This is a genomic window from Arcobacter sp. CECT 8985 (assembly GCF_004116495.1).
Taxonomy (GTDB): Bacteria; Campylobacterota; Campylobacteria; order Campylobacterales; family Arcobacteraceae; genus Malaciobacter.
The window spans coordinates 1-16696 of the sequence record NZ_PDKC01000043.1 but is presented as its reverse complement, the minus strand read 5'-3'; the positions used below and the strand labels follow the sequence as shown (position 1 = coordinate 16696).

Annotated in this window: 25 protein-coding genes; 10 read left to right on the top strand and 15 right to left on the bottom strand. The window is 25.7% G+C overall.

Features of this window, described 5'->3' with window-relative positions:
• Positions 1 to 76: 76 nt before the first annotated feature.
• From CRU93_RS13000 to CRU93_RS12985, 4 genes are all read left to right on the top strand, one after another.
• Positions 77 to 391 carry a cupin domain-containing protein gene (locus CRU93_RS13000; RefSeq protein WP_129104629.1) on the top strand — a complete coding sequence of 105 codons (315 nt, stop codon included), beginning with the start codon at positions 77 to 79 and terminating at the stop codon, positions 389 to 391.
• A gap of 8 nt (positions 392 to 399) precedes the next feature.
• Complete coding sequence (locus CRU93_RS12995; RefSeq protein WP_129104628.1) at positions 400 to 1632, top strand: NAD(P)/FAD-dependent oxidoreductase; 1233 nt, start codon at positions 400 to 402, stop codon at positions 1630 to 1632.
• A 91-nt stretch (positions 1633 to 1723) separates the two neighbouring features.
• Positions 1724 to 2098, top strand: a complete 375-nt coding sequence (gene dksA, locus CRU93_RS12990; protein ID WP_129104627.1) for an RNA polymerase-binding protein DksA — start codon at positions 1724 to 1726, stop codon at positions 2096 to 2098.
• Positions 2099 to 2186: 88 nt separating this feature from the next.
• Positions 2187 to 2585: a hypothetical protein gene (locus tag CRU93_RS12985; protein ID WP_129104626.1), complete on the top strand. Its 399-nt coding sequence runs from the start codon at positions 2187 to 2189 to the stop codon at positions 2583 to 2585.
• A gap of 19 nt (positions 2586 to 2604) precedes the next feature.
• Here the strand turns inward: CRU93_RS12985 and CRU93_RS12980 are convergent, their stop codons facing one another.
• From CRU93_RS12980 to CRU93_RS12955, 6 genes are read right to left on the bottom strand one after another with little or no spacing between them, the layout of a single operon-like run.
• A complete protein-coding gene (locus tag CRU93_RS12980) occupies positions 2605 to 3762 on the bottom strand; it encodes a multidrug effflux MFS transporter (RefSeq protein ID WP_129104625.1) in 1158 nt (385 codons plus the stop codon).
• Between the two features lie 9 nt (positions 3763 to 3771).
• The gene (locus CRU93_RS12975) at positions 3772 to 4188 is read right to left on the bottom strand and encodes a MarR family winged helix-turn-helix transcriptional regulator (RefSeq protein WP_129104624.1); all 417 of its coding nucleotides are present in this window, start codon (positions 4186 to 4188) and stop codon (positions 3772 to 3774) included.
• A 60-nt stretch (positions 4189 to 4248) separates the two neighbouring features.
• The gene (locus tag CRU93_RS12970) at positions 4249 to 4911 is read right to left on the bottom strand and encodes an HAD family hydrolase (RefSeq protein ID WP_129104623.1); all 663 of its coding nucleotides are present in this window, start codon (positions 4909 to 4911) and stop codon (positions 4249 to 4251) included.
• The gene (locus CRU93_RS12965; protein WP_129104622.1) at positions 4908 to 5519 is read right to left on the bottom strand and encodes a TPM domain-containing protein; all 612 of its coding nucleotides are present in this window, start codon (positions 5517 to 5519) and stop codon (positions 4908 to 4910) included. Before CRU93_RS12965 ends, CRU93_RS12970 begins: the two co-directional genes overlap by 4 nt.
• A complete protein-coding gene (locus CRU93_RS12960; RefSeq protein ID WP_129104621.1) occupies positions 5519 to 6406 on the bottom strand; it encodes a YgcG family protein in 888 nt (295 codons plus the stop codon). Before CRU93_RS12960 ends, CRU93_RS12965 begins: the two co-directional genes overlap by 1 nt.
• A gap of 1 nt (position 6407) precedes the next feature.
• Positions 6408 to 6998, bottom strand: a complete 591-nt coding sequence (locus tag CRU93_RS12955) for a LemA family protein (RefSeq protein ID WP_129104620.1) — start codon at positions 6996 to 6998, stop codon at positions 6408 to 6410.
• A gap of 84 nt (positions 6999 to 7082) precedes the next feature.
• Here CRU93_RS12955 and ung point away from each other — a divergent pair, with 84 nt between their 5' ends.
• Positions 7083 to 7733 carry a uracil-DNA glycosylase gene (ung, locus tag CRU93_RS12950; RefSeq protein ID WP_129104619.1) on the top strand — a complete coding sequence of 217 codons (651 nt, stop codon included), beginning with the start codon at positions 7083 to 7085 and terminating at the stop codon, positions 7731 to 7733.
• A gap of 4 nt (positions 7734 to 7737) precedes the next feature.
• The gene (locus CRU93_RS12945; RefSeq protein ID WP_129104618.1) at positions 7738 to 8139 is read left to right on the top strand and encodes a DUF695 domain-containing protein; all 402 of its coding nucleotides are present in this window, start codon (positions 7738 to 7740) and stop codon (positions 8137 to 8139) included.
• Here CRU93_RS12945 and CRU93_RS12940 read toward each other — a convergent pair.
• Positions 8125 to 8523: a hypothetical protein gene (locus CRU93_RS12940; RefSeq protein WP_129104617.1), complete on the bottom strand. Its 399-nt coding sequence runs from the start codon at positions 8521 to 8523 to the stop codon at positions 8125 to 8127. The genes CRU93_RS12945 and CRU93_RS12940 overlap by 15 nt on opposite strands.
• A 287-nt stretch (positions 8524 to 8810) precedes the next feature.
• On the opposite strand from CRU93_RS12940, the gene CRU93_RS12935 reads away from it, so the two are divergent.
• From CRU93_RS12935 to CRU93_RS12925, 3 genes are all read left to right on the top strand, one after another.
• A complete protein-coding gene (locus CRU93_RS12935; protein ID WP_129104616.1) occupies positions 8811 to 9047 on the top strand; it encodes a helix-hairpin-helix domain-containing protein in 237 nt (78 codons plus the stop codon).
• A 90-nt stretch (positions 9048 to 9137) separates the two neighbouring features.
• A complete protein-coding gene (locus tag CRU93_RS12930; protein ID WP_129104615.1) occupies positions 9138 to 9548 on the top strand; it encodes a YchJ family protein in 411 nt (136 codons plus the stop codon).
• 9 nt (positions 9549 to 9557) lie between these two features.
• Positions 9558 to 10295, top strand: a complete 738-nt coding sequence (locus CRU93_RS12925) for a YaaA family protein (protein ID WP_129104614.1) — start codon at positions 9558 to 9560, stop codon at positions 10293 to 10295.
• Positions 10296 to 10299: 4 nt separating this feature from the next.
• Here the strand turns inward: CRU93_RS12925 and CRU93_RS12920 are convergent, their stop codons facing one another.
• The 6 genes from CRU93_RS12920 to secG are packed head-to-tail and all read right to left on the bottom strand — an operon-like array spanning position 10300 to position 14352.
• Positions 10300 to 11379 (bottom strand): MFS transporter, encoded by a 1080-nt coding sequence (locus CRU93_RS12920; RefSeq protein WP_129104613.1) that lies wholly within the window; start codon positions 11377 to 11379, stop codon positions 10300 to 10302.
• Complete coding sequence (locus CRU93_RS12915) at positions 11379 to 11852, bottom strand: RDD family protein (RefSeq protein WP_129104612.1); 474 nt, start codon at positions 11850 to 11852, stop codon at positions 11379 to 11381. The genes CRU93_RS12920 and CRU93_RS12915 overlap by 1 nt, the downstream gene beginning before the upstream one ends.
• A 3-nt stretch (positions 11853 to 11855) precedes the next feature.
• A complete protein-coding gene (gene pyrE, locus CRU93_RS12910) occupies positions 11856 to 12464 on the bottom strand; it encodes an orotate phosphoribosyltransferase (protein ID WP_129104611.1) in 609 nt (202 codons plus the stop codon).
• A gap of 4 nt (positions 12465 to 12468) precedes the next feature.
• Positions 12469 to 13026, bottom strand: coding sequence for a ribosome recycling factor (gene frr / locus CRU93_RS12905; protein WP_129104610.1), 558 nt, complete (start codon positions 13024 to 13026; stop codon positions 12469 to 12471).
• 9 nt (positions 13027 to 13035) lie between these two features.
• Positions 13036 to 13986 (bottom strand): polysaccharide deacetylase family protein, encoded by a 951-nt coding sequence (locus CRU93_RS12900; RefSeq protein ID WP_129104609.1) that lies wholly within the window; start codon positions 13984 to 13986, stop codon positions 13036 to 13038.
• A gap of 18 nt (positions 13987 to 14004) precedes the next feature.
• Positions 14005 to 14352 carry a preprotein translocase subunit SecG gene (gene secG, locus CRU93_RS12895; RefSeq protein ID WP_129104608.1) on the bottom strand — a complete coding sequence of 116 codons (348 nt, stop codon included), beginning with the start codon at positions 14350 to 14352 and terminating at the stop codon, positions 14005 to 14007.
• 115 nt (positions 14353 to 14467) lie between these two features.
• Between secG and CRU93_RS12890 the strand changes: the two genes are divergently transcribed.
• Complete coding sequence (locus tag CRU93_RS12890; RefSeq protein WP_129104607.1) at positions 14468 to 15160, top strand: methyltransferase domain-containing protein; 693 nt, start codon at positions 14468 to 14470, stop codon at positions 15158 to 15160.
• On the opposite strand, the gene CRU93_RS12885 is transcribed toward CRU93_RS12890, so the two are convergent.
• The gene (locus tag CRU93_RS12885; RefSeq protein WP_129104606.1) at positions 15112 to 15516 is read right to left on the bottom strand and encodes a thiamine-phosphate pyrophosphorylase; all 405 of its coding nucleotides are present in this window, start codon (positions 15514 to 15516) and stop codon (positions 15112 to 15114) included. The genes CRU93_RS12890 and CRU93_RS12885 overlap by 49 nt on opposite strands.
• A 49-nt stretch (positions 15517 to 15565) precedes the next feature.
• Positions 15566 to 16261 carry a Bax inhibitor-1/YccA family protein gene (locus CRU93_RS12880; protein WP_129104605.1) on the bottom strand — a complete coding sequence of 232 codons (696 nt, stop codon included), beginning with the start codon at positions 16259 to 16261 and terminating at the stop codon, positions 15566 to 15568.
• Between the last annotated feature and the right edge of the window lie 435 nt (positions 16262 to 16696).

Here is a 16696-nt window from a genome sequence, read left to right as displayed (position 1 = left end):
GATTAAATTAGTATAGATTAAAAGATAAGAGAATTTAGTTAAATTTGTTATAATATTATAATAAAAAGGGGTAAAAATGCAAGTAAAAAATTTATTTGATAATATAAAAATTGATAAAAAAGCAGAACAGTTTATCTCTTTACTTGATACAAAAAATATAAAAATTGAAAAAATAGTATCAAATGGTCAAAAAAGCCCAAAAGATTTTTGGTATGACCAAGAAGAGCATGAGTTTATTTTACTTTTACAAGGAAGTGCAGTATTGGAGTTTGAACATGAAGAAGTAGAACTAAATCAAGGTGATTTTTTAAATATTGATTCTCACAGAAAGCATAGGGTAAAATACACAAATGAAAAACAACCAACAATTTGGTTAGCAATATTTTATTAAGGGATATTTTGAAAATAGCAATTATTGGTGGTGGTGCTGCAGGAGTTATTGCAGCAATTACTGCAAAAAGATTAAACAAAAAACTTCATGTTGATATATTTGATATAAATAAAGCAATAGGTAAAAAAATATTAGCATCGGGTAATGGAAGATGTAATATTTCAAATACTAAAATAACACAAGAAAATTATTTTGGTGAAAATCCAAGCTTTATAAATCAAGCTTTAAAAGAGTTTGATTTTAAAGCTTTTGAGAATTTTTGCAAATCAATTGGCTTGATATTAGATATAAAAGATAGTTGTAAAGTTTATCCTTTATCAAATGAGGCAAAGTCTGTTGTGACATTATTAGAAAATGAGTTAGATAGATTAGAAATAAATCAAATATTACAAACAAAAATTGTAGATATTCAAAAATTAGATGAAAAGTTTAATTTAATATCAGTAGAAAACAAAGAGTTTAACGGATATGATAGAGTTTTAATAAGTAGTGGATTGCAAGCAGCTCCTCAATTAAATTCAACAGAAGATGGTATTGATATAGCTACAAAATTTAATCATACTTTTAATCCTACATATCCTTCTTTAGTAGGATTACATACTCAATTTGATTATAAGAATAAACTACAAGGAGTAAAAAAAGAAGCCACTGTAACTTTATATATAGATAAACAAAAAGATAAACAGATTACAGGTGATGTTCTTTTTACTAAATATGGAGTTTCTGGTTTTGCAATTTTAGATATTTCTCAATATGCAGTTTATCCTTTGAGTCTATATCAAGATGTAACAATATCCATAAATTTATTTCCAACTTTAACAAGAAATGAACTTCTTGGAATTTTGCAAACGTTATTTAAAACTTTAGCTAAAAGCGATGCTGTTGAAGCGTTAACAGGAATAATACCAATAAAACTTGCAGTTGTGCTATTACAGATGAATAATATAGATATAAATGCAAAAGCAGATAGTATAAATGCAAAACAACAAAGAGCAATTATAAATACACTTACAAATTTAAGATTAAAAATTGAAGATACTCAAGGATTTAAACATGCTGAAGCAAGTGGTGGTGGAATCAGAACAGATGAAGTTGATAATAAAACTTATGAAAGTAAACTTTGTAAAAATTTATTTTTTGCAGGAGAAGTTTTAGATATTGTAGGAAATAGAGGTGGTTTTAACTTACATTTTGCATGGGCGAGTGGTTTTTTAGCAGGAAAAAATTTAGCTAAATTATAATTAAATTGTAAAATAAGTTATAAAAAGGTCATATTTTATCTGCAACACAGATGCAATTTAGTATAATTCGCAAAAAATTTTAGGATGAGAAATGGCTAAGGCATTAAATGAGAAGCAAGTAGAGGAAATTAAAACTTTATTATTGGCTAATAAACAGAAGATTGAAACAGCTTTAAGAAAGATTGATGAGGATCATGAATCTTTAAGTACTATGGATCTGAAAGATGAAGGTGATTTTGCAGCAGCAAGTAGAGATTATTCAAATGATATTCATATTAAAAAGCAGCAAAAAAAAGAGTTAGAGTTAATTGAACATGCTCTAAAAAAGATTGAAAAAGGTGAATATACTGGTCTTTGCGAAATGTGTGATAGTGAAATCACTATTAAAAGATTGAGAGTAAAACCTCACGCAAGATATTGTATAGATTGTAGAACTTTTATAGATAATGAAAAAAAAGAGAATTAATCTTAAATAATTATTTATAAGTATGTTTTTCCTAGTTTTTATATTACTTCTATATAATAATAAAACTAGATAAGATAAGGGAAAAATCATGGATATTGAAAAAGAAAATTTTAAAATTACAAAAGAACCAATAACTGATAGTCAAAAAAAATTAGTACAACAAGATTATAATACAAATGTGGCATTTTATGTACATTTAAGTGAGTATAACAATAGTGTAAGAGAAGAGCTAATTAGAAGAGTTGAAGAGGTTTTTTTCTTTGCAAAAGGTGTTGATTGGAAATTTGATAGCTTTGGTATAGAAAAAGCGGGTTCAAGAGGTACAAATATATTAGGTTATTTTATTTTTAGAGCAACTAATGCAAAAAAATTACAAGATTTTTTTATTCAAGAGTTTAAAGATTATAAAAATGCTTTAAAAATCACATGCTCAATTGCAAAATATGAAAAAGTGGAAGAGCAGTTTTTTGAAATTGGAGTAGAGTAAATAAGTAAAGAGATTCTCTTTACTTATTTTTGAAATTTTTTATTATAAAAAAGGCGACACTAGATATTAATGCAATACTTATTCCAATAGGCATAAAAGTATTTATAGGAATCATTAAAACAAGTGATGAAATGATTGCTCCAAACCCAAACTGAAAAACTCCAATAACAGATGATGCTACACCTGCATTTTTGGAAAAATGTTCCATTGCAAGTGCCATACAGTTACCAAAAACAAAAGCCATCATACTCATGTAAGTAGCAATTAAAATCATAACAGGAATTAACGAAAGATTATCTGCAAAAATAGCAAAAATAATTGCAGCTAAAATTTGTATTAAAATTGCAGTTTTGATAATTGTTATGGCATTAAAATATTTAAGCATATAGATATTTACTCTGATCATTGAAACTAATACTATAAAGTTAAAACCAAAGAAAAATGGGAAAAGATCAGTTGATATATGAAATTGTTCAATATATATAAATGATGATTTTGAAATTAATACAAAAAATCCAGAAAAACCAAGTGCTAAAGTAAGCATAGCTTTTCTTGCCATTTTATTTTTTAGTACAATTTTATATGATTCAATTATATTTTGTTTAGTATATGTAAATGTCTCTTTTAAATCTCTAAATACCATAAATGCTGTAATTAAAGAGTAAACACATAAAAATATAAATACATATCTCCAAGAATAAAAATGTATTATAAAAGATCCAATTGCAGGAGCTGCAAGAGGAGCAATACTTCTTACTGTTCCTATTAGTGAAAATATCTTTGCAGCTTCTTTACCATGAAACATATCTCTTACTATTGCATTTGCATTTACAACTACAAAACCTCCAAAAAATGCTTCTAAAAATCTAAAAATCCATAATTGATAAATTGATGTGCTTAGGATAATTAGAAAACTAAAAAAACCAAATCCTAAAAGACCAATAATTGAAGATTTTCGTCGTCCAATTCTATCTGAAACTGTTCCTCCAAAAATTTGTCCAATTGAAAAGCCAATTAAAAAAATAGATAATGTTAACTCAATTTTCTCAATGTTAACATGAAAATCTTTTGCAATATTTGGTATAGAAGGAATATACGTATCAATGGCAATTGGAGCAACTGAAGAAAGTACTGCTAATAATATTATTAGATATATATGGTTTATTGATTTTCTCAAAAAACCTCCTTAAGTGTTTAATTTGTTTAATATTTTAAAAAGAGTATCAATATCTTTATCTTCCAATTTATTAGCCAAATTATTTCTAAACTCTTTTACTAATAAATCTGTTTTTTCTAATACTTCATATGCTTTAGAAGTAATATTTATAAATTTTACTCTTTTATCATCTTTATTCTCTTCTTTTTTTATAAACCCCTTTTTTTCTAGAGAGTTTAACGCACGAGAAATTGTTGTTTTGTCTTTTTTTAGAATTGATGTAATTTTTGATTGGGTTATATTTTTATCCTCTTTAATAATCTCTAAAGTAAGTCTTTGTTCAAGCCCTATATTATATTTTTTTAGCAAATTATTTAAATCTTGATTAATTTTGTTTGCTGTTTGATTTATTTTGAATCCAATAGAATTATTTAGTTCTTTTGACATATCAATCCTTTAATTGAATATAGTTGCATATACAATTTTTTTATATGATTAAAATTTATATTAGAAATTGCTTTTATTTTTTACAATATCTAATATATCCAAAGGTTTTTTTACAATAAAATCTGCATTATATTCTTTTAACTCTTCTTCATCTCTAAATCCCCATAATACACCAATAGATTTCATATTAGCATTACTTGCAGTTTGCATATCAACTTTTGTATCACCTACAAAAAAGATATCCTCACAATTAATATTAAATTTATTTGCAATTAATAATGCACCTTCTGGGTGGGGCTTTTTAGGTATATCTTCTTTTTGTCCATGAACTTCAACTATATTATAATTCCCAAAAAGTTTTTTTATATAACCAATTGTAAATTTGTGAGGTTTATTTGATAATACTGCAATTTTAAAATCTAATTTTTGAAGTTCATCTAAAAGTTCATATATTCCTTCATAAGGCTTTGTATTTGTATGAATTGCAGAGTCATAAACTTCTTTAAATCGTTTAATGACATCTTCTTTTAGCTCTTTTGAGGGATTTTTTAATACATTATCAACAAGAAAGTCAACTCCTCCTCCAAGAAAATAGTTATATTTATCTATTTCATATGTATTAAGTTGAAACTCTTCTAATACTTCATTCATACATAATGCAATATCTAAAACAGAATCAATTAATGTGCCATCCAAATCAAATATTATTGCTTTTTTACTCATAATTCTATTACCTCATTACTTAGTTCATTTATATCATTTTTTTGTATTGGAAATTTTTTTATTAAAGTATCTGAACAAGTAGTGATTGCTTTTAAATAACCTTTTGAAAACTCATTTGCTTTTACATCTTTTACAAATTCATTTATAATCTCTTGCCAATATTGATTATCTATTTTTTTTCTTATTTGTTCATCTGTAATAATTTCAACATATTTCTCTTCTATTGAGACATAAAACATAATTCCTTGTCTTGTTTGAGTATTTTTTATTCCTAAATTTTCAAACTCTTTTTTTGCTTTTTGTGATGCTTTTTTATGTTTATATTTTTTAGAAATAAAATTTAAACAAAGATCATCAAATTTATAAAAAAGTGAAAAAACAAGAGCAAATACTAAAATTTGCAATTGAAAAAATAGATTTATATTATTTGTAAAAAATAGGGAAATAAAAGATATAATTGTAGTAAAAGCTACAGTTACTAACAATCCTTCATATTTATAAAATGATGATTTTTTAGCAATAACTGCAACAAGTTCTACTGAGCTACTTTTTTCAAGTTTTTCTATTTCTTGAGAAATTAATTTTTTTTCGTTTTCATTTATATACATTACCAACTCCCACTGGCTCCACCGCCACCAAAACTTCCGCCTCCACCACTAAAGCTTGAGCCACCACTAAAACTACTAAAGCTAGATGAACTACCATACGATGAACTTGAGTTATTCCATGAACTACTACTTGAATCGCTATTTTTCAATTTTATAAAAAAGAATATAGTTGAAATAATAAAAGTAATAAAAAATGCAATAAGATTTTGAGTTACTGTAAGTATTATCAATGAAAGTAAAAAGCCATATAACAAAGAAAAACCAATAACTCTTACAATTTTTGGCATAAATACTAATATTAAAATTATTAAAAATCCGAAAAAACCATCGGGTATTTTTGAAAGATAATATTTAAATGAATAGAAAAAATAATCAAAAGTACTAAAATCGCTTTTTGAAGTAGATTTGTATTCACCATTTATAGATTTTATAATTGAATTTGTTCCTTTTAAGATACCTTTGTAGTAGTTACCTTTTTTAAATTCAGGTTTAATAGTATATTCAATTATTTCATGTGAAATCTTATCTGTTAATGCACCTTCTAAGCCATATCCAACTTCAATTCTTAATTTTCTATCTTTAACAGATACTATTAATAATACACCATTATTTTTATCTTTTTGTCCTATTTTCCAATATCTTCCTAATTGGTAACCATAATCTGCTATGTCATAACCTTTTAAGCTATTTAAAGTAACAACTACTATTTGGTTAGATGTTTTATCTTCTTGTTTTTTTAAAATTGCACTTAGATTATTTTTCTGTGAAGATGTTAATAATTTTGCATTATCAACTACTCTTCCTGAAAGTTCTGGGAAATCAGGTTGTGCAAATAATGTTAAATTTAAAATAAAAAAAGATATTAAAAAAAGCGTTAATTTTTTCATTTTAAAATTTTACTTTTGGAGCATTTTGTTCACTTGGAGATGCACTAAATGTCTCTTTTACTTTTGCTTCTGGATACATGATTGCAGCAACAATTTTCCCAGGATATGTTCTTAATTCAGTATTATAAGTTCTAACTGCTTGAATATAATCTCTTCTTGCAACACTAATTCTATTTTCTGTACCTTCAAGTTGTGATTGTAAAGCTAAAAAGTTTTTATTTGCTTTTAAATCAGGATATTTTTCTACAACAACCATAAGTCTAGAAAGTGCAGAACTTAGGCTGCTTTGTGCTTTTTGAAATTTTTGGAATTGTTCAGGATTTGATAACATTTCATTTGATAAATTTATTTTTCCTACATTTGCTCTTGCTTTTGTAACTTCTTCTAAAGTTGATTTCTCATGACTTGCATAACCTTTTACAGTGGCTACTAAATTTGGGATTAAATCAGCTCTTCTTTTATATTGATTTTGTACTTGTGACCAAGATGCTTTAACACTTTCATCTAATTGTGGAATTACATTTATATTTGAAGCAATAAGAATAAAAAATGCCAATAAAATCACACCAATTGTTATAAAAATTGATTTCATTTTAAACCTTTATTTTTTTTAAATTATGATATAGTATTGAAATTTTAATTAATAAAGTATGAATATTTATAATTAAGGAATAAAATGAATAGTTGGAAAGAAGTTCTAGCTGAAGAAGAGAGTAAAAGTTATTATAAAAAACTAAAAAAAGAAATAGATGAAAGATATAAAACTAAAACAATTTTTCCTTCATATGAAAATATATTTAAAGCATTTTATCTTACAAAATTACAAGATTTAAAAGTTGTTATTTTAGGACAAGACCCTTATCATGGTATGGGACAAGCGCAAGGCTTGGCTTTTTCTACACCCAAACAGATAAAAAACCCACCTTCAATGGTCAATATTTTGAAAGAAATTAACAGCGATTTACAGAAAGAATCATTATGTAAAGATGGAGACTTAACTTCATGGGCAAATCAAGGAGTTTTACTTTTAAATACAATATTAACGGTTGAAGAATCGAAGCCTAAATCACATCACAAATTGGGCTGGGAAATTTTTACAGATAATATTATTAAATATATTAATGAAAATTGCCAAGATGTTATTTTTTTATTATGGGGATCACCTGCTATTGAAAAATCAAAATTAATTGATGAAAATAAACATTATATTTTAACTGCACCACATCCAAGTCCTTTATCTGCATATAGAGGATTTTTTGGTTGTAAACATTTTAGTCGAACTAATGAAATTTTAAAATCTTTAAATAAATCGACAATTAATTGGTAAAATAATGGAAAACTGGCAATTAAAACAGACTTCAAATATAAATAGAATATTAAGAGTAAAACAAAACTTAGGCAAAATAGATACTATCTCAAAAAAGAATCTATTAGTTATAAAACATAATTATTTTATTGCAGATGATATTATGTTTCCAGATGCTGCGTGTTTAGCATTTTTTACAAGTTTTGAACAAAATCATCTTAAATATTTAGAACAACAGAACAAGATTTTATTAGTTGCAGTAGATATTTTTGAAGGAGAAATGAAATTCTACATCTACTGCGAGGATACACAAACTTGCATTTATGATTGTATATCATATTTAAAATCAAATAGTTTGTATCCTATTGAGTTTGAGATATATAATCAAGACAACTTTAAAACATATGATAAATTACTTGCTGTTTAACTCTTCAAGGAATTTTGCATAGTTTCTTGTATGTATTCTATGTATTTGTAAATATATATATACAACAATAATAACATTTAAATGTATTAAAGTTTTATCAATAGGTGAAAAGTAAAATAATAAAGCTGCTATTGTTACTAGAATAGGAAATACAAGTTTTACAAAAGCATCAACTTTTACTTGTTTTTGTTGATATACTTTTAAATTTTCTTTAATAAAAGTTTTATCCTGTGCTGTTAGTCTTGAGACGTCTTTTCTTCTATCAATCTCTTTTAATTTATCAAGTTTTTGTTTATATTTAAAAAACTTAATAAAAATAGCAATGACAACTATTATAGATACTACAGATGATATAGTTTCAAGTGGAAATTGTACTTCACTCATAATTATCCTTTTAATTAATATATATATGATACTTTATTTTCGCTAAATTATAAAATAATAAAGTATAATAAGAGTTTTAAAAAGGATTAATTATAGATTTAATATATATAATATTTATTAGCTTGATGATGATACCAGTAACATATTACACATTAGAACTTGTATTTTCTAAAACTATTTATCAAAAAAATAAAAGGAAACCACCTAAAGATAAAAAAAAGACTCTTTAAGATAATTTAATATATTATTATATTATAATTAATAAAATTATTTTATAGGAGAAGTGTATGAAAAAAATATTTTTAGGATTGGTTATATCTTGTGTTATGCTTTTTGCATCTATTGATTTTAATAAAGCATCAAAACAAGAATTAATGAGTATTAAAGGTATAGGACAAAAAAAAGCGGAATCTATAATTAATTATAGAAAAACAAATAAAATAAAAACAGTTGATGATTTAGAGAAAATCAAGGGTTTTGGAAAGACTTTAGTTAAAAAAATCAAAGCTTCAACAAAATCATAATAAAAAAATAGTTTACAAAAGCATCTTTGCTTTTGTAAAATTTTTAAAAACTTGTGATAAAATTGTATATAAAAAATTGCAAGGAAAAACTTGAAAATATCTGTTAATTCAAAATGTGTATGTGGAAGTGATAAAAAGTATAAAAAATGCTGTAAAGAGTTCCATGATGGCAAATTACCTAAAAATGCATTGGATTTAATGCGTTCAAGATTTAGTGCATATGCAGTAGGCAATGCAGACTATATTATTCAAACTACTCATAAAGACAATATTGAATTTACTCACAATAGACAAACTTGGTTAAATGACATAAATAATTTTTGTGAGTATACTGATTTTAATAAATTAACAATTATAGAACATACTGAAATACAAAATGAAAGCTTTGTAACATTTAAAGCTAAACTTACTCAAAATGGATTAGATGCCTCTTTTACTGAGAAAAGTAGGTTTTTAAAAGTTGAGGGGAAATGGTATTATATTGATGGAGTTTTTTTATAAAGGATACAAATGAAAATACTTTTAGCACCTGCAGAGACTAAAAATAGTGGAGGTAAAGAAGCTTCTTTTAATAAAGGAAATTTTTTTCTAGAAGAACTATTTAGTAAAAGAGAAGAAGTTTTTAATAAATATGAAGAATTTATAAGCAAGTTGTCTATTGAAGAATTATCTAAATGGTTTGGATTAAAGAAATTAGATGAAGTTGAAAAGTATAAACATAGTTTAAAAAATAAACCAACGATGAAAGCTATTCAAAGATATAATGGTGTTGCTTTTGATGCAATAGAATATAATAGTTTGAACTCAAAAGAACAAAACTATATAGATAATAATGTAATTTTATTTTCAAATTTATTTGGACCTATAAAAGCTGATGATTTAATTCCTGATTACAAATATAAACAAGGGGCTAAACTTCCTAATATTAATGTAGAAAAGTTTTATCAAGATAATTTCACAGAAAGTTTAGACAACTATTTAGGTGATGAAATAATTGATTTAAGAGCAGGGTATTATGAAAAGTTTTATAAGATAAAAAAAGCAAATGTTTTAACATTTAAATTTATAAAAGATGGAAAAGTAGTAAGTCATTGGGCAAAGCATTATAGAGGTGCACTTCTTAAACATCTTGCAGTTAATAATATAGAAACAATTGCTCAATTCATGGCTACAAATATAAAAGGTTTAAAATTAATAGAGATACAAGAGAAAAAAAATATTAAATTATTGATTATGGAAATAGAGTAAATCTCTATTTTCTTTTAGCAATTGATAAAAAAGCAAAAAAAGCAAAAATACTACAATATAAAAATAAATTCTCACCATATAAGTAACCAGCAATTAAAGAACCTAAAAATCCTCCTAATCCATATGCTACACCAAACATAAACTGTTGAGCAAGTTTTTTATTGTCATATAGCGAATATAGATACATTAATACTGAACTGTGAAATAATGCAAATGAAAAAGCATGTATTCCTTGAGAAATATAAGTCATGAAAAGGGAGTCAGGGAAAAGATATAAAAGTAACCACCTAAAAGATGTTATTAAAAGACAAAACTTTATAATCCCTACTAGATTTCTTTTTAAAAAAGGTGCTTGATAATATAGCATTGCTATTTCACAAAGTACTCCAAATGTCCAAAGATAGGATACTGTTTTTAAATCAATACCATGAGAAGTCTCATATATAGTAAAGAAATTATAAAATCCACCAAAACTAATTTGCATAAAAAATAGACTTAACCAAAAGGTCCAATGTTTCATAAAAGAGAAACTATTTTTATCATTTGATTGATTTTTTTCATGGGCTGTATCATATCTTAGTAATGATAGTGCAAAAGATACTGTTAAAATATTTACTACTACATAAAAATGAATTGCAATTATTGGTTCATGCAAAACTCTTGCAAGAATAAGTGTAACTAACATAAAACCAATGGAACCAAAAAGTCTAGATTTTCCATATTTATCTTTTCCCAAATCTTTTACTGAGATAACTTCCAAATAAGGCAATATCATACTTAAGCAGGCACCTAAAATTGCATTATTTAACATAAGTAAGTAAAAATTATTTATTGTTAAATATAATAAAAAGGAACAAACAACTGATCCAAATAGGGCAGTTTTAAAAACATTTTGATTTAATGTAATATGTTTTAAAAATAAGAATGGAGTAACAAATTTCATCAATGGAGCTAGTGCAAAAATCACACCAATTTGTAGTTCTGTGTAACCTAAATCATTTAATACTTTAGGTAAGAATATAACATAAATCCCAACTGCTGCAAAATAGAAAAAATAAAATGCAGATAATCTAAAAAATAGCATTATTCTTCAATTAAAATTGTTCTTGACATATAATCTTGAAATGTTTTTTTATCTTTATTTATATAAGGAATTAGTAGTAAAAAAAATGTAGCCATTGAAAACAATGTAGCAATATATCTAATAAGTGCTTGAATTATATTAATTCTTTGTTTTTTTAAATTTACAATTTTTAAACTATAAGCTTTCATTCCAGGAGTTTGTTGTTTAACATACCAAAAGAATGTAATTATAATTAATAGTGTGCTAAGTATATAGCTCCAACCTTGAATTCTATTTTGTGCGAATTCATCTCCACTTCCAAACACAAGATATATAATAATATAAACAATTGGTGTTGCTATTAAAAAAGTATCTGTAATAAAAGCTTTGAATCTGGCAAAAAGAGATGCACAAGAAGATTTATACTCTTCTTGATTTTTTGATAAAGATTCTTTTTTTACTCTATTTTTTTTTACATCTCTCCATTTTGCCATGAACTAGTTTCCTCTACTTCCTGGCTTGTATGCTTCACTTCCCTCTTTACACATTGGACAATCTTCTGGAGCATACATCTCAAATGTAAAATCATCTAATGCAAAAAGTGGTTTATCAAGTGGTAATTTACAATTATCTTTTGGTTCTAAGTCACTTCCTACTCTTGAACAAAATCCTCTATTTGCTAATGCAGCATATGCAAGGATATTACCACCATCTTTTTCTATTTGTTTTGCAGCTTCAAGAGCACTTCCACCAGTTGTAATAATATCTTCACAAATGATATAGTTTTCACCTTCTTTTACTTCAAAACCTCTTCTAATTGTCATTTCTCCATCAACTCTTTCTGCAAAAATAAATCTTACATCAAGAGCAGTTGCTAAAGCAAAACCTGCGATTAATCCACCAAGTGCGGGTGAACAAACTGCATCAACTTTAAGACCACTATTTTTAATCTGTTTTGCTAATTCTTCAGCTAAAAGTTTTGCAGTTTTAGGATCTTCTAAAACTTTTGCAGATTGTAAATAGAATTTTGAGTGATTACCACTACTTAATTTAAAATGACCTTCTAGTAAAGCACTAGCATCTTTATATATTTGTTCTACATTCATAAAATTATACCGTTAAGATTTCTTGTTCTTTTGTTTTGAAAGTATCATCAGCTTTTGAAACATATGAATCTGTAATTTTTTGAACTTCGTCTAATGCTTTTTTATTTTCATCATCAGTAATTTCTTTATCTTTATGTAAAACTTTTATTCTATCATTAGAATGTTTTCTTACATTTCTGATTGCAACTTTTGCATTATCAGTCATTGTTTTAGCATGTTTTGCAGCTTCTTTTCTTTGATCAACAGTCATAGGAGGGAAGAATAATTTAACTGCTTCCCCATCATTATTTGGGTTTACACCAATATTTGCTTCATTTATAGCTTTTTCTATATCACTTACAAGTTGTTTTTCCCATGGTGAAATTACAATTGTTGTTGCGTCAGGTGCAAGAACAGATGCAACTTGATTTAATTCTGTAGGTGTACCATAATAATCAATTTTAATCCCATCTAAAATTGATGTAGAAACTTTTCCTGTTCTTAAAGTCTTGTAGTCTCTTTTTAAAGAATCAATAGATTTTTCCATATTTTCTTTTGTCTCTGTATAGATTTCTTCTAACATTATTTCTCCTTATTTTTTATCTTGAATTATTATTTTATTGGCAATTGTAAAGTAATCAGTACTTAATATTACTCTAGATCTAGATTTCTTAAGTTTTAGGTTAAGATTTACATCAATTATACCATTATTAACTTTTATATCCTGCCAACCATACCCTGTAATATAAAGTTTTATTTGCTTTATTTTAGGACTAACTTTAGCCTTTACTTTTTTTAGTATACCATTTTGAGGATATTCTTTTGGTTCAATCCATTGGGCATCTAATGTTTTATATTTCAGTTTTTGCTCTAAATTTACTTTTCCAACTAATGCAATTCTATTGATATCATAAACATCTGTTTTTTTTGTAATTGTTCCAGTATTTTGATTTAATATATATTTAAAATTAAAAGATTTTATAACTTTCTTAACTTTTTCGTTATATTCACCATATGGATATGCATATGATTTTGGTTTGAATCCAAGTTTTTCTTCAAAAATCTCAAAAGATTTTTTTGTATCTTTTCTTACATTTTCTAATGAGATTTGAGTAAGGTGAGGATGTGAATAAGAATGAAGTCCTATTTCTCCATATTTTGAAGCATCTTTAATCTCATCCCAAGTCATAAAATCACCATAACCTTTTTGAGTTGCTTTTACATAAACATATAAAGAAAATGGATAATTGTACTCTTTAAATAATGGTAATCCATTTTTATAAAAACTTTTGTATGAATCATCAATTGTTAAAGCAACCCAATTATCAGGGACACTCTTGTTTTGTTTAATCTTTTCTACAATTTGTGATAATTTTACAACTTTATAATTATTCTTTTTAAAATAGTCAAATTCTTTTTTTAACTCTTTTAAAGTCGTATTAGTACTTGAGTGTTTTGTATCTCCAAACCTATGATATACAAATACATGAGCATTAGCACTCAAGTAATAATAAGAGATAAAAAGAAGTAGTATATATTTCATACTTCTACTTCTTTTTTATTATTTTGTTTGTGGAACGCTAGGTGCAGTTGGTGCAGCTGGAGCGTTTTTTTGTGTATTTTCATCTGGTTTATTTGGAATTAATCTGTCGATTTTTACTGTATCTACAGCACTTTTTGTTTTGTCTTGATTGTACATATATCCAAGAACTAATGTGTTAATAACAAAAAGTAGTCCTAACGCCATAGTAGCTTTTGATAAAAAGTTACCTGGTCCTTTAGCACCAAATAAAGAATCATTACTTCCACTGTATGCTCCAAGTCCAATACTTGAACTTTTTTGAAGTAAGATTGTTATTGTTAATATAATAGCTAATACAAATTGAACTATTAAAAGTGTAGAGGTCATATTTGTTGTCCTTTTTTAAAAATGCTGTATATTTTATCTAAAACTTATTAAGAAATAGCTAAAATAATCCTTAAGTACAATTAACACTTTATTAAAAAAGAGATAAATCTAACAAATGTCTGTAAAAAATGAATTTACAAAACACGCAGAAGATTATAATAACAATAATATAATACAGCAAATCATAGCAAAAGCACTAGTTCGTGAGACTAATAGTAAACCAAAAACAATTTTAGAGTTAGGTTGTGGTTCAGGACAAGTTTATAAAAATATAAATTGGGATATTGATAAATATTATGCAGTTGATTTTTCAGAATCTATGTGTAAACTTCATCCAAAAAATGAAAAAATTGAAATAAACTGTTTTGATTTTGATTCTGAAGAGTTTTTTGAATTTTTAAAAAATAAATATTTTGATTTAATTTTTTCTTCATCTGCTATGCAGTGGTCAAAAGATTTGTCAAAATTAGTTGAGAACTTGAAATTAAGTTGTGATGGAATTAATGCAGTTCTTTTTACTTCAAATACATTTAAAACAATCCAAAAAATAACAAATAAAAAATCTCCTATTCTTACAAAAGAAAAAATTAAAGAAGCCTTCTTAAATAGCTTTGATTGTGAATTTGAAGTATATAATTATAATCTAGAATTTGAAGATAAAAAAGTTATGTTTGATTATATTAAAAACTCTGGAGTAAGTGGAGGTAATTCTTTATCTTTTAAAAATGCTAAGAAGTTATATAAAGAGTATAAATTAAATTATTTAGAGTTTGAAGTTATATTTGTTAAAACAATTTCTAAGTCATAAAGTTCATATCTAATATCTTTAAAGTTTTCACTATTAGTTGCAGAAATTAGTTTAGTAAACTCTTCTAATACTCTTGAACTCTCTTGAGCTCTTTTAAAATTTGCTATTAAAATTGAATATAAATCTTCTCTAGTTTGTTCACTTTTAGTAGATTTTTTTAATACATCATTTTTTATATCCCTAGAAGATAATAAATCATTATATAAATCAATTCTACATTTGTGTCTTAGTTGTTTAAGTCTGGAAGCATTTTGTTTGTCATTGTATATGTATCTAAAGATATCTTCTATTACTCTAATACCTTCTCTTAATCTATTTAAATTAGCATCAATAAGTCGTAAGTGATTTTTTGTCATTAGCTGTATTATAAAAAGTGATATTAACTCCTTTGTAAGGAGTTAATATTTAGTCATCACTATTCATTATCCCTAAAATTTGTAATAATGATACAAATAAGTTGAAGAAGTCTAAATAAAGAGATAAAGCCGCTTCAACTGGTGAATCATATCCACCTCTAATAATTTGTTGTGTATCAAAAAGGATAAACACTGAAAATAGTAAAGCACCAGCACTTGCAATAACTAATTGGAACATTGATGATTGAATGAAAATATTTGAAATACCTGCAACAATCATAATAATCAATGCAATAAATAAAAATTTACCAATTGAAGAGAAATCTCTTTTTGTTGTCATTGCAAACATTGAAATCCCACCAAATGCTACAGCTGTCATCAAGAATGCTTGACCAACAATTGATGCACCGCTAGGCATAGCAAATATTGCTGTTAATAAAGGAGCAATAGTAAGTCCTGTAATAAATGTAAAAGCAAATAATACAGCAAGATTTACACCTGGAGTATTTTTTACTTTTGGGATTACAAAGAAAATTAACCCCAATTCAACAGCGAATAATACCCACATTAATGGACCTGCTAAATAAGCAACAATATCTAATCCAATATATGCACCTGCAGTAGCTGCTAAAAGTGATCCTGCAAATAATTGATATGTAGCTTTTAAAAAGCTCATAAGTTCAACTCTTGAAGAGTCATGTGCTGTATGATTATGAGATTGTTCTAAATAATCTCTATTATACATTTTAAATCCTTTTTTTTATTCTTATATATAGTGATGTAATTCTAGTATGTTTTTATTAATCTATTCTTTAAACATATCATTACTATCACACTAATAAAATAATACATAATTAACATAAATGAATTATTAACGAACATATTAACATATATAATATGATAAAAATTAGTTACTGCTAGTATATAAAATAGACAAAACTCAAAAAAACCAAACAAAAAAAATATCAAAAAGAAAAAGAGAGAAAACGAAAAGCAAAAGAAGGCAATAAAAAGCAGATAAAAGTAATAAAAAAGGCATAAGAAAGAGAAGGGAAAGAGGGAGAGTATAAAGAATTAAAAAATTTAAGTTAATATTAAGGTGTAAGTGTTGACAAAAGTAAAAAAAGATACTATAATTCCCGTCCAAATTCGCTGAGGCCGAAAGGAATAAGTGAGAGTT